General features: G+C 60.0%; 13 protein-coding genes and 1 pseudogene. 7 read left to right on the top strand and 7 right to left on the bottom strand.

Features of this window, described 5'->3' with window-relative positions; all coding sequences use genetic code 11:
• The first annotated feature begins 37 nt into the window (after positions 1 to 37).
• Positions 38 to 700 carry a lasso peptide biosynthesis B2 protein gene (locus tag IL54_RS09940; RefSeq protein WP_037475263.1) on the top strand — a complete coding sequence of 221 codons (663 nt, stop codon included), beginning with the start codon at positions 38 to 40 and terminating at the stop codon, positions 698 to 700.
• Here the strand turns inward: IL54_RS09940 and IL54_RS24620 are convergent.
• The gene (locus IL54_RS24620; RefSeq protein ID WP_162182216.1) at positions 664 to 939 is read right to left on the bottom strand and encodes a hypothetical protein; all 276 of its coding nucleotides are present in this window, start codon (positions 937 to 939) and stop codon (positions 664 to 666) included. The two genes, IL54_RS09940 and IL54_RS24620, sit on opposite strands and share 37 nt — an antisense overlap.
• A 69-nt stretch (positions 940 to 1,008) precedes the next feature.
• On the opposite strand from IL54_RS24620, the gene IL54_RS09935 reads away from it, so the two are divergent.
• A complete protein-coding gene (locus tag IL54_RS09935; protein ID WP_162182215.1) occupies positions 1,009 to 2,439 on the top strand; it encodes an asparagine synthase-related protein in 1,431 nt (476 codons plus the stop codon).
• A gap of 16 nt (positions 2,440 to 2,455) precedes the next feature.
• Here the strand turns inward: IL54_RS09935 and IL54_RS09930 are convergent, their stop codons facing one another.
• From IL54_RS09930 to IL54_RS09905, 6 genes and pseudogenes are all read right to left on the bottom strand, one after another.
• Positions 2,456 to 4,582 (bottom strand): Atxe2 family lasso peptide isopeptidase, encoded by a 2,127-nt coding sequence (locus tag IL54_RS09930; RefSeq protein WP_037478295.1) that lies wholly within the window; start codon positions 4,580 to 4,582, stop codon positions 2,456 to 2,458.
• A gap of 20 nt (positions 4,583 to 4,602) precedes the next feature.
• The gene (locus IL54_RS09925) at positions 4,603 to 7,173 is read right to left on the bottom strand and encodes a TonB-dependent receptor (RefSeq protein WP_076605564.1); all 2,571 of its coding nucleotides are present in this window, start codon (positions 7,171 to 7,173) and stop codon (positions 4,603 to 4,605) included.
• Between the two features lie 93 nt (positions 7,174 to 7,266).
• Complete coding sequence (locus IL54_RS09920; protein WP_162182243.1) at positions 7,267 to 8,220, bottom strand: FecR family protein; 954 nt, start codon at positions 8,218 to 8,220, stop codon at positions 7,267 to 7,269.
• A gap of 37 nt (positions 8,221 to 8,257) precedes the next feature.
• Positions 8,258 to 8,791, bottom strand: a complete 534-nt coding sequence (locus IL54_RS22930; RefSeq protein ID WP_237748842.1) for an RNA polymerase sigma factor — start codon at positions 8,789 to 8,791, stop codon at positions 8,258 to 8,260.
• A gap of 301 nt (positions 8,792 to 9,092) precedes the next feature.
• Positions 9,093 to 9,353: pseudogene (locus tag IL54_RS09910) on the bottom strand (nucleotidyltransferase); the annotation flags it as partial.
• Between the two features lie 166 nt (positions 9,354 to 9,519).
• On the bottom strand, positions 9,520 to 10,872 hold the full coding sequence (locus tag IL54_RS09905; RefSeq protein WP_037472266.1) for an IS1380 family transposase: 1,353 nt from the start codon (positions 10,870 to 10,872) through the stop codon (positions 9,520 to 9,522).
• 724 nt (positions 10,873 to 11,596) lie between these two features.
• Between IL54_RS09905 and IL54_RS22925 the strand changes: the two genes are divergently transcribed.
• The 5 genes from IL54_RS22925 to IL54_RS24925 all read left to right on the top strand — a co-directional run.
• A complete protein-coding gene (locus tag IL54_RS22925) occupies positions 11,597 to 12,883 on the top strand; it encodes a tyrosine-type recombinase/integrase (protein ID WP_237748841.1) in 1,287 nt (428 codons plus the stop codon).
• Positions 12,884 to 13,039: 156 nt separating this feature from the next.
• Positions 13,040 to 13,621 (top strand): site-specific integrase, encoded by a 582-nt coding sequence (locus tag IL54_RS09900; protein ID WP_037475255.1) that lies wholly within the window; start codon positions 13,040 to 13,042, stop codon positions 13,619 to 13,621.
• Between the two features lie 133 nt (positions 13,622 to 13,754).
• Positions 13,755 to 14,138 carry a DUF3768 domain-containing protein gene (locus tag IL54_RS09895; protein WP_237748840.1) on the top strand — a complete coding sequence of 128 codons (384 nt, stop codon included), beginning with the start codon at positions 13,755 to 13,757 and terminating at the stop codon, positions 14,136 to 14,138.
• Entirely contained in the window at positions 14,135 to 14,719 is a 585-nt protein-coding gene (locus IL54_RS09890; RefSeq protein WP_037475253.1) for a hypothetical protein, read from the top strand. The genes IL54_RS09895 and IL54_RS09890 overlap by 4 nt, the downstream gene beginning before the upstream one ends.
• A 240-nt stretch (positions 14,720 to 14,959) precedes the next feature.
• Positions 14,960 to 15,437 (top strand): hypothetical protein (locus tag IL54_RS24925; RefSeq protein ID WP_193378836.1); only part of this gene is annotated, 478 nt, incomplete at its 3' end.

Below are 15,437 nucleotides of genomic sequence, written 5' to 3'. Positions count from 1 at the left end.
CGGTGCTCCCGCGCACCGGTTATCGGAAAGGCGTCTCATGGCCTTGTCGCTTCGCCCCGGACTGACATTCTGTGAAATCCAGCATCACCTCATCTTCATGGATTATGAGGCGGATCGCTATTTCAGTCTGACAGGGCCTGCGCGCGACAGTCTTCAAAAGCTCCTGAAGTCCTCCAATGTGGGCATTACGGAACAGGAGATAGCGCCGCTGCGCGCTGCGGGAATCATTGGCCACGGTGAAGGCGCCAAGCCACTTACACCCTGCCAGCATGTACCAGCCGGGCGCAGCATATTCGACGAAGAGGATGGCGCCTCACGCATGGCGGCCCAGATTCCTGAGATTATTGTCCGTTTGGCGGCCATGCGTCGCACATTAAAGCGGCAGGGTTTGCCGACGACCCTGCGTCGGCTTAGGGAAGCAACGCCACTGCCTGTTGTCCCTGGATCGTCCGCGGCCGACATGCGGCGCCTGTGCGCTGCCTATGAATCGTCGCGTCGCTACTATCTCCCAGTCGATCATTGCCTCATCCGGGCACTGGCGCTCTACCGCCACGCGCAGCAGCGAGGCCATGATGCGAGGCTGGTCTTTGGTGTGCAGTTGCATCCCTTCTCGGCGCATAGCTGGGTCGAGCAAGACGATCTCATTCTCGACGATCGTGTCGATCATGTGCGGCGTTTCAAGCCGATACTGGTCCTGTAATGGCGCTCCGCTACATCGCGCTCGTCTTTCCAGGCGATCTCCTCGAAAGCATCGACACCGTGGTGAATCGCGTCATTGCCGTGACGGGCTTTACAAAGGTCGCCGCATTCGGCCGCGCGGTCGTGTTGGTTGAACCCGGCGGCCCGTTTGTCATGGCGGATGACCGCGCCGGGATCATTCTGGGCTATATGTTCGAAAAGGTTGGCGGTCGCAGCCGCCAGGTCGTGGTCATCTCCCAAGCACCGCCGACCAGTCGCGGGTCATCGAACTGGGGGGCTTATGTCACCATCCGGCAGAGCCCGGACGATATGGCGATCGAGATCGCCCGCGATCCCTCCGGCATGATCCCATGTTATCATGTGCGGCATAAAGGAATTATTGCGTTTGCGTCCGAGCCGGCTCTGCTCGTCGACGTGGATCTTCTCGGGACCAAAATCGATTGGCGGGCACTCACGCGGTTCCTGATCGCCGATCAAATGCGTCCGGCGCAGACCTGTATCGAAGGCCTGACCGAACTGCCCGGGGGCTCGCATATGCGGGTTGCCGAGAGTGGCTCGCAAGATATTGCAGCTTTTTGGTCACCGTGGCAGCACACCGGTCGCCTGTCGCTCATCCGCGATGAGGTTGAGGCCGTCCGCCTGCTGCGCGAGACCATCATGGACTGCGTCCAGGCGTGGACGCAGCCATTCGCGCATGTCCTCCTCTATCTGTCGGGGGGGCTCGATTCCTCCGTCGTTGCGGCGGCCATGCCCCAGGATGTTCGCGCAAGCCATATGACGCTGGTGACCGCCGATCCGTCGGGAGACGAGCGGGATTATGCCCGGCAACTGACCAATCAGCTCGGGCAGCCATTGTTCGAAAGAATGCTGGAAGTGGGCCTCGTTGACCTGCATCGCGCAGGTGCCGCCCGCTTTCCACGCCCCTCGGTCCGATCCTTCGCCCAGGCAGGCGACGCGCTGGGGATAGGGCTTGCAGACGATGTCGGAGCAGATGTCTTCTTCAACGGCGGCGGTGGTGACAATGTCTTCTGCTATCTGCAATCCGGGGCGCCGATCGCCGATCAGATGCTGGTCGAGGGCATCGGTCGTGGAACCTTGCGGGCGATCATGGACATGAGCGCGCTCGCCCATGCAGATATCTGGTCTGTCGCGAGAAGCGGTTGGCGTAAGAGTCGGCAAAAGGCAGCCCGTTATGTCTGGAAGCCGGACCTGAGCTTTCTATCTACCTTTGCCACGCAGGAAGCGACGGCAGCCTGCAGGCACGATTGGCTGGACGCGCCAGACGGTGCGCTGCCGGGAACGGCAAGCCATATCGCCCTGCTCTTGCGTATCCAGAACCATCTCGACAGCGAACGTGGTTTCAATAGGCCCGTCATCTCGCCCCTGCTGTCGCAGCCAATCGTGGAACTTTGCCTGAAAATTCCATCCTGGCTCTGGTGCCGCGACGGCCGTAATCGCAGCGTCGCCCGTAAGGCGTTCGAAGATGTCTTGCCCCCGCCGCTTATCGCTAGATTGTCAAAAGGCACGCCCGACAGCTTCGTAGCGACGCTGTTCGAAGCCCATCGGAAGACCATTGCGACCATGCTACGGGAAGGTCTTCTGGCGCAGGCGGGCCTTCTGGATATGGGAGCAATCGAGCAGAGCATCGATCGGTCGCAACATGCCCGGAACGGCGATTTCTGGCGGCTGATGCGGTTGGTCGATGCCGAAGCATGGGCGCAGTCATGGGCAGCGCGCTAATGATGAACCCATACCATTATGGACGACGTTGTAATTTCAGCTGCCGCCACCGGTCATATTGCGCCGCCTTTTCCGGTGCTAGGTCGACGGCATCACGCAACCAGAAATTGAACCAGTCGATGTTGCGCGCATAGATGGCCATGCGGTGAGCCGGTTGCCACTTGATGTGGTGATCGCCCGGAAAGAGGAACATCTCGACCGGCGGGCCGATCTCCCGGAAGGCAGTATAGGCCTCGAGCGCGCGTAAATATTCATCGCTGGCCAGTTGCATCAGGACGGGTCCCTTGATCCTGGCGGCATTCATGGCGGGCGAGATGGGTTGCCAAAAGGCTGGATTATCGTTGGTTGGCGCGGGGTAACCGAAACGCCGCCGTTCCTTTTCCCAGGCCGGTCCACCCATGATCAGGTCCGTCTTGGGGTCGGCGCAACAGGTGCTGACGGAGGTTGCAGCGAACAGATCGGTATTGATGAGCAGATACCAAGCGGTGGTCGAGCCATCGCTCAGGCCGGTCAGGCCGATCCTCTTCGGATCGATCACGCCTGTCGCCATGGCTGTCTCGATGCCGGCGACGATGGACGAGGCCACATTATGCCGTTCCCGCCACCCTTTCACATTTTCCGATTCCGCATCCTTCCACGTCCGCCAGTTGCCTTGCTTTAGACTGGTAGCGAAGAATGGCGGGCTCTCGACGCTCAGGACGGCGAAGCCCTGCGCCGCAAAGGCATGGATGGGATATTCGTCACCGATGCTGCCGCGCAGGAAGCCGCGTGTTCGATACTGGACGACGATCAACGGCAGTTTTGCGCCGACGGGGTAATTGGCGGGCAGAACAAGATCGCCGAAGGTCTCAAAGCCCAACGGATTCTTCCAGTAAAGGCGCTGGACCTTTCCCATCTGTAAATGCTGAAATTCCGGGTTTGGATCGAAGATAACCGATGATCGGCCGGTATCGGCATCCAGCGCCACGATGCGCCGGGGCTGGGTCGATCCTTCCTGGGCGCAGATGAGACGATCCTCCGCAGGGAGGCACCCCGTCAACAGGCCATCAGTCCCCCACATCTTTCGCGGTGCGGCGTGTCCCGGCGTCCATAGATAGAATGTCAGGCGACTGCCGCCATTGCCGTCGCGGCGCAGATACCGGACGGCCCCATGTTTGGCGGACCACCACATGCCGATGATGCCATCGGAACAGCTGCTGTGCTGACACTGCCATTCACGTCCCAGCCGGTCCTTGCCCCACAAGCGGATGGGACTGAGATAGCGATCGGGCACCTCCGCCTTCAGCCATGCCTCGACGCCGGCAGGTCCGCTAGCAGCGAGTGGACGACCCAGCAGCATGCCCGGGCCGATCCGGTCGAGCGCGGTCCGTTCGGCTGGCGTGGCGGATCGATCTGATGAGGAAGTCGAAGGAATATCTGTAGCAGCATAATGAAGGGGCAATGGCCCTCGGATCATCGGTCGGTCACCATAGATGGGCATCGCCCGATCGTCGAACAGGTAGCCGGTCAGGCTTTCCCGATCGAGCTTTGCATTCTCTTCGATCAGGGATGGCCGGTTGGCATATATCAGCGCCGTCCCGTCATCCGACCAAGCGACGGCCTCGACATCGACCGGCGAATGGGACACCTGCGTGCCGCTTGTGCCATGCACACTCGCACGCCATGCCTGCGTCCTGCCCCGATCTTTGCGCAGATAGGCAATCTGGGTACCGTCGGGCGACCAGCGCGGCTGGTTGATCGCAGCGATACCGGTGTCTGTCAGAAGCCCGCGCTGTTCGCTCTGGAAGGTGACCCGGATCAATTCTCCACCTTGATCGACGAGCCGGGCCACGCTGTCCGGCCGAAGATCGACCACCACGAGGCCCTGGCAATAGCTGTTGGTCTCAGGATGTGCCCGGGTCAGGATGAAGGCGATCGACCGCCCATCGGGTGACAGGGCAAGCGGACTTTGTCCTGTAGGCATGCCGCCGATTGGCCCTATGTCCCGCAACTTCGCGATATCGCCCGCCGTCACCGCGCGCGCGACGTCCTGACGCAAACCGGGTAGCAAATCCGCACATTGCGAGGCCATGGCTGGCGTCCCGCAGACATTGCCCAAGAACAGGCCGATGCCCACGATCAACAACCGTGCGCGATAGTTCATGCATGCCAATGCCATGGCGATCACCAATGCTTGGTGATCGAAAGGCTGACGAAACGGCCGATCGCTGAATTGTTGGTGGAGTCATAGGGCAGATCGTAAACTTGCGAGCGGCGCACGACCCCCGGCTTCTCGTTGAGGATATTGAGAAGGGTCAGCCCCACATCCATGTCCGATAATAGACCCGCCTCGCCGATATGGTGCCGCGCCGTAAGGTCGATCGTCGTCATCTCGCCCGATCGGGAGACAGGCGTGAAGCGAAGGTCCTCTGTCGATCCCATATAGCTCAGGGTGCTCGACAAGGATGTGGCGCCGTTGGTCCAGGTGACGGCACCGCGACCCCGATAATGGGGCGGGTTGAAGATCGTGCCTGCCAGCAGCACGAGCGGCTGGCTGGCACTGAGCTTTTGTGTGCTATGCAGATAGCTGCCGTTGGCACTCAATGTCAGTCGTTGCCCGCCGCCAAGGGCGAGTGCGTAGCGAACGGACAGATCTACACCCTTGATATTCTGCCGCGTAGCATTGGCGTTGCGATTATCCACAATGGCGACAACAGTCGCCGGGTCGTAGGCTCCGGTCAGATAATTGATCGACTCCGTATTCGCCAGAGCGGACGCCTTGTCAGCCTCGGACGGCGAGCCATTGATTAAATCCGCATAGATGGGATTGCTCAGCGACTGGCTGCTGTAGGTGATGGGCGCGACGATGCGATCGCGATAGGCTATGTCGAAATAGCTCAGTTCGATCTGCAAGCCTGGGACCGCCCGGGGATGGAGATCGAGCGTCCCTGTCCAGCTCGTGGCGCGCTCGGGCTTGAGATCGGGGTTTCCCCCGGTCACCAATAGCGCGGTGGCGTTCGCCGGATAGCCCGATCCACCCACATTGCGCACGGCGGTGACCGATACGAATTTCCCCGAATATTGCTGGAACATGGTGGGCGCCTTGAACGATTTTCCCCAGGATCCCTTCAATGAGAAATCGGGCGTGGGTGCGTAGATCAGGCCGAGCTTGGGCGTGGCGATCTTGTCGATGCCCGGATAATCCTCATAGCGGATCGCGCCGCTGAACGTCAGTTGATCGACGAAGCGCACGCCCATCATGCGCGAGACAAGCGGCAGGTTCAGCTCTGCAAAACCATAATAGCTGTCCTGGGACACATTGATGTTCTGCGGCGAGCCGGTTGTCCGATAGGCATGAAATCCATTGCGTCGATAGCCGCCGCCGACGGCGAGTTTGGCCTGGCCGCTCGGCAACTGCATCAGAGGCCCGCTGGCATTCAGTTCGATCGACTGCGCATCGTTGCAATAGCAGGCGCGGACCGACGAAAAGAGGGATCCGCCGATATAGGTGTCGGAATCATAGTGCGTCTTGTCCTTGCCGTACATGCCGGCAAGGGAGAGCGACCAGCCCTGGCCGACCGACCAGTCCAGCGACGGTGCCAGAGCGAAGGAGGTATTGCGCGGAAACAGCAATGTTCCCAACTGGCGATAGTCTCCGGTCGCGTTCAGCGGATAATTGTAGAGGCTGGTGCGGTGGTTGTAGAGCGCATCGAGCGAGAATGTGAGATCAGCGGTCAGTGCCTGATGGCCACTCATGATCAGGTTATGCCGTTTTACAGCGGGAAAGAGGGATTGCGCGCCATAGCTCGCGGTGTAGCTGCGCTGCCGCGCCTCGATCGCCGTGTCGCGTTCGAAATCATAGGCTATGAAAGCCCCGCCGCTGCCCCATTTTTTCCCCGCGATAACGCCATATTGCTGCTGCTCGTTGCCGCCGTCGGTCGACATGCCCAGCCGGGCGCTGGTGCTGACGCCGTCGAAGTCGCGTTTCAGGATGATGTTGGCGACGCCAGCGACAGCGTCCGATCCGTAGATCGCCGACGCACCGTCCGCGACAATCTCGAGCCGATCGACGGCCAGCATGGGGATGGCGGACACATCGACGCTTTGCCGCGACACATTATAGGCTAGCCGATGACCGTTGAGCAGCGTCAGGGTTGCATCCGATCCCAGGCCGCGCAGATTTATGCTTGATCCCGAGCCGACATTGACGCCGCTGGCCGAGGGGACGTTCAGTCCGACACCAACATTCTGGCCGCCCCCGAAACTCTGTGGGATGCTCCGGACGACGTCGCCGAGATTGGTTTGCCCGGCGTTGCGCATGTCATCCTGATCAAGCACGATCGTAGGCGATGGCGACGTAACACCCTTCAGCCGGGATCCGGTGACGACGATCGCGTTCGCCGCTTCACCCGTGGCGAGGGCATCCGCCGCCCCGTCTCGCCCCCGAATGAAGATGGTCCCGTCTGTAATGCGTGCTTTCAGGCCGGTTCCGGCCAGCAATCGATCGACGGCGACCTGCGGCGTGAATTGTCCCTGGAGCGAAGGCGCAGTGAGCCCGGCGACATCGGCGGGCACGAAGAAAATCTCCATCCTGGATGTAGCGGCGGCCTCGCGCAGCGCCTCGGCCATTGGCTGGCTGGACTGATTATAAGGCACCGCGACGTCGGTTTGCGCCGTGGCACATTGGTACACCGCCAGCGTGGTCAGCGCCGCGCTGGCGAGCAGAGTAGAATGCAGAAATCCGGAAATACGCATAGTCAGCCCCTTTTGTGACGCCTGCCGTTGGCGGTCGTTCAAGGGGATCGATGCGGGGTTAGGCGAAGACCTTAAGGGGGACGTAAAATAATTTCAGCGTCGCAGGATGATCGCGCCAGAGGGTTGATGTTCTACAGTCAAGTCGAGACTTTGGGCCAGGTTGGCAGCGAGCCGGTCGGGATTGTCGATCCGAAATCGACCGGACAGCCGCATGTCAGGTAGGCCACTGCCCTCGATGCGGATCGGCGCGCGGGCGTACCGGTTGGCGATAGCGACGATTTCCGAGAGGGGTGCAGACTCAAATGCCATCATGCCATCGACCCATTCGATGTCGCGCGGGTCGATGACGGCGATTGGCACGGCATGATCGATCCGGGTGAAGGTCAGGGCCTGACCCGCCTTCAGCTTACGCGGCGGCATTGGACGTGCGATCGACGGTTGCACATCGACGCCCCCTTCCAGCAATCTGACCTGCACCGCGCCGTCGGGCGCAAGCACAACGTCAAACACTGTCCCGGTTGCTGTCACTGTTCCTGTTCCGGCGTGCACGATGAACGGGCGGCCGTCATGGGCAACGGAAAAGCGCGCGCGGCCGGCATCCAGCCAGATATCCCGGGCCTTGGGATTGAAGGCAAACCGCATCACGCTTTGCGTATCCAGCGATACGAATGATCCGTCGGGCAGGCGTCGGCGGGAAATCGCGCCATGCAGGTTTTCTATGGTGGCTGATGCGACAACTGCGGTGGTTGCAGCGGTCTGTCGACCATCGGTCTCGATGGTGGCAGGGGGCGATAGCGTCTTCCAGAGCGGCCAGGCGGCGCCCAACACCACGGCAACGACCGCGACGAGAGCCCATTGCGTGCGGTGACCGGGATTATCGAGCGGTGCTGGCCGCCATCGTTTCGACTGGCTCAACATCTTCGCATCGTGAAAACGGCCGGCCGCCTTATTGTAAGCCGCAAGATTGGCAGGATCGGCGGCGAGCCAAGCGTCTAGGTCCGATCGATACCGCTCGGCATCGGGCCGCTGCATTTTTGCCAGCCACATGGCCGCAACGGTGCGCGGGTCAAGGTCAGGGGCGGGATCAGCGGGCATGTTGGTCATGGTCGTCCAGATAACGGTCGATATGGGCTATGGCGCGCATCATATGATATTCCACTGCACCCATGCTCAACGCGACTTTCGCCTGAATTTCCTTGTAGGTCATTCCGTCGCGCCTGCTCATCAGGAAAATCTCACGTGTTTTTGGCGCTAGACCGGCAACGGCCCTCTCGTAAACGACAAGGAGATCGCTGGCTTCAATCTCCATTTCTTGTTGTGGTGGATGAGCGCAGTCGCAGTCATCCTCAAACGCGACCATCTGCCGCTCGAAAGCTCGGCGTGGGCCACGGGCGCGGCCAAAGAGGAGATTTCGAGCAACCCGCTGCAGATAGGCGGCGGGATTGACCAGATCGCCAATGCGCGGGACGCGCGCGATCTGGACGAAGCTCTCCTGGACAAGATCACTGGCGGCTTCGGCATCCCCGGTCTTTCGGCGGAAATAGGAAAGCAGGCGTGAAGACTCCTGCCGAAAGAGCGTGTCGAGCAGCGCGCTCTCTGCGCTGGACGCCGTCAGCACAGGCCTGTCCTTTGGCCCGACGCTCATGGCAAGGGCTCGCAGTTCGTCCGCACGGGCGGGCAGCAATGGTAAGGCATGGAAAGCGTCCACGCGGCACGCTGGAATATCCGGAAAACCGGACAGCCAGATCAGCGATGGTCGCCGTCGTCCAGCGCGGTGCGCGCCTTATCCCGAAACGGCCACCCGTCCGGACAGGACAGGTGTGCATGATGCTGGCAGGGAAATCCTACACCCGGTAGCCAGATCGATCCCGTAGTGCCCGGCGATCATGCCAACTTCGCAAAGGGCATGCAAGGGTGGGTCAGCCCGCCTTGCGGACCTCGCCTTCAAGGACGGCTAAACGTTCCGAACACACCATATGCACGACGCGACCTAGTTCTTCGATCTGCTCTGCCAGCCAGTTGAGCTGTTCGAGGGAGACGCGATAATGTTTCGAATAGCGCGCCTTCACATAGGCGTCCTTCAACTTTTCAAAGGCTGCGCGGTCCTTCTTCGTGTCGCCCGGCCACACATGGACAAGACGGCGGTCGATGCGCTCGGCCTGCGTCCGCAAGAAGCCTAGCCTCTCTTATTCACCGGGCTGCTGCGTGATGGCTTAATCCGGGACGGGGTGGCAGGCTGAGGCGGCCAGCGCGAGTTGCCCTGTGGCGACTATTTCATCGCGTTTGGCCGAGAGGTTTGCGGGGTTTCTGGACAGGGTGGATCGATCTGCGGCCGCGCCGCGCCGTTCAGGTCGGCGCGGGTTTGAGGGCGCGGGCGATATGCTGGAAGATGTCGGCGTCGGGGCAAGCGCTGGCGAAGGCGATGCGGATGCGACTGGCGGTTTCGACGACGCGGGCGGCGACCTTGATGAGGCGGATGCGGATGGTGGCGAACTCGGCGTTCCTCAGCGCTGCGGTGGCGGGCACGGCCTGCCGCAGCTTCCACATCAGCCAATATGCGGCGGTGTGGAGGATGAGGCGCATCTGGTTGGCATTGGCCGATCGGCACGAGGTGCGATCGCTCTTCAACTGGGTCTTGTGGAGTTTGATGAGGTTTTCGGCCTGGCCACGAGCACAATAGAGCGTGTCGTAGATGTGCTCGGCGCTACCAAGCTCGATCGAGGTGACGACGAAGCGGATATCGAGGCCCATAGTGCTGGCTTCGATCCGCGCGACGACCCTGCGTTTGGTCGGCCCCCAGGATTTGGCGGCGTAGCAAGTCTCGGCATAACGGCGCAGCACGCCCAATCCCTGCAGCGCCCGGTCGGTGGCACAGGCATCGCCGCGATTGACGATGACGGGATCGGCATGGAGCGCCTTGTTGCCGGGCAGGCCGAACACATAGTCGATGCCGTTCGCCTCGCACCACGCCATGATCTCGGGGCGGCCGTAATGGCCATCACCGCGTAGCGTGATGCGGGTATTGGGCCAGTGGCGGCGGATGCGCCGGATCAGCCGACGCACATGGCCTGCCGTCTCGACCCCCGATGGGCTCTTGCCGGTGCGCAGCAGCATCGCCACCGGACGTCCAGTCGCGGTGTCATAAACATGGATCGGCAGGAAGCAGCGCTCGCCATAATGGCCGTTCCAGAAGGAGAGCTGCTGGCCGCCATGGACGACATCAACCGTCTCATCGATATCAAGCGTCACCGCGACCGGCGGCACGGGATAGCTCGCGCAGTAGAGATCAACGAGCGCGCCTGTCAGACGCACCAGTTCGCGCGTCGTCGGCGCATTCTCCCAGCGGCTCATCGTTGGCTGGCTTGCCAGGCCGATCACGCCGCCGGGCAGTTTGCCGAGCGCCAGCTTGAACCCAGGATCGTGACGCAAACTGTCGAGATCATCGGCATCCTCATAGCCGCAGGCGATCGCCAGCATGCGAGCGCGCAGGATGTCGTCGAGATCGTGGACGACGCGGCTCTGGTCGCGAGGGTCGCAAATGCAGGCGGCAAGCCGTTCCGCAATGCCAAGCTGTCGCTCGGCCTGCGCCAGCAGCAATACGCCACCATCGGATGTCAGCCGACCGCCGTCGAAGGCGGCGGTCATTTTCTTGCGGCAAATCGCTGGGAATGAGAAACCGAGGAGGCTATCATCTGCCATGGCGGTCGTGGCACTTTCTGTCCGGCGTAGAGGGATGATTTAAGCACTCTTTCTCTACTCCAGATCAGTAACTTACGCCACGTCCGCCAACCCCATCCCATGCCGCCGGTGAATAAGACGGGCTAGAGTAGTGGAAGCCCCGATAGAAATCAGACTGGAGGCACCTGCCGCTGTAGCTTTGCTCGCACCGCGGACACATGTGACGGAGGGATCAATAACTACAAAAGCTCCGCCGCCAGTAGCCCTCCTAAAGTCAGCACCATCCGCCGTAATTGGATTGCTCCCCGTTGGTGACTTACCAACGACAATCTCTCCGAAAGGGTATTTTTTAAGGACGCTGTCAACAACAGACAGTCTTAACTGATCCACCTTGTCAAACATCAATTCGTCCCCAAAAATCCCTGCTTCGAGCCATACATGGTGTTTTGATGCGTGTTAAGATACGGAGTGGATCAAGAAACCGACCATCGCGAAACGGATTGCTGGTCTACATATTGCATACGCAACACTGCATGACACAATGGCAGAAATGCCATCCGGCCTTCAATGCAAGACGGACTGGAGCGGGTAGCGGGGATCGAACCCGCATCACAAGCTTGGAAGTTTCATAAGATAACCACGCACCGCCTTGCCGATGTACGAAAACTGTGAATTTTCTTGAACTTCATTGCCCCACAATGCTTTATCTTCCTACCCCGTTCGCGCTAATGTGATTGCTACGTGATTGCTGGAGGTTGAATTGGCGCAGGGGCATATAACTAAGCGAGCAGTCGACGCGGTCGAACCATCTCAAACAACGAATTTTCTGTGGGATGATGAAATCAAAGGCTTTGGGCTAAAAGTGACCCCTGCTGGCGGTCGGTCGTACATATTCCAGTACCGAATGGGCGGCAGAGCTGCAAAAGTGCGCCGACACACCATTGGAGCGCATGGCACCTGGACGCCGGATCAAGCTCGCAAAGAAGCCAAGCGACTATCCCACATGGTCGATTGTGGGCAAGATCCGGGCGCTCTCAAACAGCAAAAGCGACACCAGGATGTCGAACTTGCATTCTCCTCCTACGCCGAACGATTTATCGTCGAATATCTAAAAGTCGAATGGAAGGGCGGCCATGAATTAGCCTCCGGCCTCCTGAGACGCGAGGCGATCCCGGTATTGAAGAGCAAGCCATTAGCGGACGTTCGTCGATCAGACATATCAACTATTCTGGATCGATTGGCAGATCGTCCCGCCAGCCGACGAAACACGTTTGCCGCACTGCGCCGCCTATTTCGTTGGGCTGTAAGTCGAGGCGATCTAGCCACAAGTCCGATCGGTGACATGGAGCCGCCTGCCGCTCCCGCCTCGCGAGATCGAGTCCTCAGTGACCTTGAGCTATCAACCATCTGGCACGGCAGCGACAAGCTAGGGTATCCCTTTGCCTACTTCGTAAAGCTTCTAATCCTTACCGGTCAGAGGCGTGAAGAGGTTGCAGGCTTAAACTGGGCTGAGCTGAATCGGGATCATGCCACTTGGACGCTTCCAGCCGAACGCTCGAAAAATGCTACGGCTCACGATGTTCCATTATCCGCCGGAGCAATCGAATTGATCGACGAAATTGCGCGGCATCTTGGTGAAAAGTCCATGACATGGCCAAAACACGGATTTGTCCTATCATCTAGCGGCGACAAGCCTTCACGTGGCTTTTCCGTGGCGAAGACCCGGTTAGACCAGTTTTGCTGCATCATAGTTGAACAGCGATACCCTGGCGCACAGCGGGAACATGGCGTCAAACCATGGCGGTTTCATGATTTACGGCGAACCTGCGCGACTGGTCTGCAGCGGTTGGGCATTCGTTTTGAAGTCACTGAGGCCGTACTGAACCATCTGAGCGGCTCGCGTTCCGGCATTGCTGGTATCTATCAGCGTCATACCTGGGCGGCTGAAAAGAAGGACGCGCTACAAGCTTGGGACGATCATGTAAGATCGATCCAACCCCTTGCCGCGCCGCTGGATGTACAAACGAGTTAAGCGACAAATCTAGCCGCCACCAGTCCGCAGGGATCAGTGTATAAATAACTGTATTTACAGGATAATTTGACATTTTTTCGATTTTGCGCTATACTGGCATGGCGTAACGCTGGGCTGTCCAGCGCCAAGCATTTCCCAACAATCGGATTATCTCTCATGTCCAGACAACCTGCCAAGGTGCTGGAACCCGATGACGTGCGCCTTGCGCTGGCGTATGTCCGGTTCCAGCGTCACCCCGATCGTAACCGGGCCATCATATTGCTTAGCTTCAAAGCAGGTTTGCGCGCCTGCGAGATAGCGGGCCTCACCTGGCCGATGGTCCTTGCCACTGACGGCAGCATCGCGACCCATATCAGCGTCACCGGTTCGATCGCCAAATATGGGTCAGGACGACAAATCCCGATCAACCGGCTGCTGCGCACTGCGCTGATGGCACTACACAAGGCCGAGGGCTACCCCGACCAAGGCCCGGTCATTCGCTCCGAACGGGGCGCGGCGATGATGCCCGGTGCCATCGTCAACTGGTTCAGCGCCACCTATCGGGCTTTGGGGCTGGTGGGCTGCTCCTCGCACTCAGGACGGCGCACCTTCATCACCCGTGCCGCCCGGCTATTGTCCAAAACCGGTGGTTCCCTGCGCGACGTGCAGGAACTGGCCGGGCATCGCGCCATCACCACCACCGAACGCTATATCCAGGGCGACCGTGACGCACAGCACAAGCTGATCCGGCTGATCTAGCCGTCACCGCCGTTCCTGCGCCCGCAGGACGCCCAAGCCGCGGCGTCGGCATATTTTCCTACCACCCACGATCCCATTGCGCTTCGGCACGCCCCCGAGCGCCCATTGCCACGCCTATGAAAGGAGCATTGATATGAACGCACAGGAAGAGACCGGCTATCAAAAGAACAAATCACGAACGATGGAGTTGGAGGCGCGGACTGCTCGCATCCGTGCTCTCAACGACGAACTGCGGGCTTTCCGACGAGGTGGCTATGTCACCATCACGTCCGGCGTCCGATCCTTGGGCCAAATGGGCTTGCAGGCCGTGCTGCTCAAGGTCGCGCAGTTTGACGCTTTCACCCCGGACAATGATTCGCACGCAGAACATGATTTTGGCGCGGTCGAGTATGAGGGCCAGACTTTTTTCTGGAAGATCGACTATTACGACAAACGCCTCGAATATGGCTCGCCCGATCCCGCCAACCCCGATGTCACCGCGCGGGTACTCACCATCATGCTGGCGTCGGAATATTGAGCGAAGAAGCAGCGCTGGCGCTGATGGAAGCCAGACTCGCGCTCAAACCGCTACGGCAAGGACAGGTGGACGGCTTTTGCGGCGTCTATGCCATCCTTAATGCGGTGAGGCTATTAGCCTATCCGGACCGACAGCTTCATCCGGCAGAATCCCGGCGGATATTCCGCAAGGCTGTCCATATCCTCTCGCGACACCGCCTTCTCAAGATGGCCGCGACCCTAGGGCTCGATCCCAAGCCCTGGCAGACGATGCTCGACAACCTGATCCCTGAGATCGCATCGATAGCGGGCTTTTCCATCCGGCAGCGGCAGCTGTTCAAAGCCAAGGCTGGGCTGAAGGCCTCCACCGCTACCGCCGCGATCCGCAACTATATTGACCAGGGATGCCCCATCGTACTGATCCTGGACGGTGTCTACGATCATTGGACGGTGATTGCGGGCTATAGCCAACACCGGCTCCACCTGTTCGACAGCGATGGCTATCGTTGGATCAATCCGGCCTCGGTCGGGCTGGATGATCGATTGCCGCACTTCTTGCGGCCGGAATCGACCTTCGCGTTCGAACGGGTGCCTGACGGCTAAGCATTGAGGGCGCTTGCCAAATCGACGGGCCATGGCCTAATACTGAATTGCCTCCGCGACACTCGGAGGCGGGGCGTGGAAACCTCGGAAGAAACCAGCCGGTCACAGATATTCTGGGGCCGGGTGGCATGCGCGTATGTCCAACCGGTTCGCCGGTAAAGGTGCATGCGCCTGTGGGTTTCTCCAGGTTTCCAACATCCGGCTTCGGCCGTCGCCCCAAATGGACAAAGGGCGACGGGGATGAAGTGGATTATCATATTACTGGCCGGGGCGGCACTGGCCGGTTGCAGCGCGCAGGGGCAGCAGACGCCCGAACCCCATGAAACCGAGCGCATCAGCGCGCTGATCGACCAGCTTGGAACGCAGCGCAGCTACAACAGCAACAGTTTGATCATGAACCCCGACCCCGATGGCATCGTGCTGAAACGATGGCTTGACCGGCGGCAGGCGACATTGGACGGGACACTCACCCTTGCCAATCTGCCTGCAAGGTCAAACCCCGGCTCCATCGCAGATACCCTTGCATGGGAGCATGAGACCGAGCTGAAGGAGCGCGGGGTCAGCAATGCCTTGACGCATTATATGCTCGATAGCGCTGGCCGAACAGAATGGGTCTGTCCCAACACCGCCAAGGTCGAGAAGGTTTGGGAGGTGCAGCTCGTCGCCGAACATCGCAAAGGACTGCGTGACACGCTGGTCGATTTCAAGGCGGTCAGTG

This window comes from Sphingobium sp. ba1, assembly GCF_000743655.1.
In the GTDB taxonomy this organism is placed as follows: domain Bacteria; phylum Pseudomonadota; class Alphaproteobacteria; order Sphingomonadales; family Sphingomonadaceae; genus Sphingobium.
This window is presented reverse-complemented; position numbering and strand designations above follow the sequence as displayed.

Bases quoted from the DNA above. Each gene is read 5' to 3' on its own strand.
- IL54_RS09940 (WP_037475263.1), top strand. From the start codon at position 38: ATGGCCTTGTCGCTTCGCCCCGGACTGACATTCTGTGAAATCCAGCAT.
- IL54_RS09935 (WP_162182215.1), top strand. From the start codon at position 1,009: ATGGCGATCGAGATCGCCCGCGATCCCTCCGGCATGATCCCATGTTAT.
- IL54_RS09930 (WP_037478295.1), bottom strand. From the start codon at position 4,582: ATGAACTATCGCGCACGGTTGTTGATCGTGGGCATCGGCCTGTTCTTG.
- IL54_RS09925 (WP_076605564.1), bottom strand. From the start codon at position 7,173: ATGCGTATTTCCGGATTTCTGCATTCTACTCTGCTCGCCAGCGCGGCG.
- IL54_RS09920 (WP_162182243.1), bottom strand. From the start codon at position 8,220: ATGTGGCTGGCAAAAATGCAGCGGCCCGATGCCGAGCGGTATCGATCG.
- IL54_RS09905 (WP_037472266.1), bottom strand. From the start codon at position 10,872: ATGGCAGATGATAGCCTCCTCGGTTTCTCATTCCCAGCGATTTGCCGC.
- IL54_RS09900 (WP_037475255.1), top strand. From the start codon at position 13,040: ATGTCCAGACAACCTGCCAAGGTGCTGGAACCCGATGACGTGCGCCTT.
- IL54_RS09895 (WP_237748840.1), top strand. From the start codon at position 13,755: ATGAACGCACAGGAAGAGACCGGCTATCAAAAGAACAAATCACGAACG.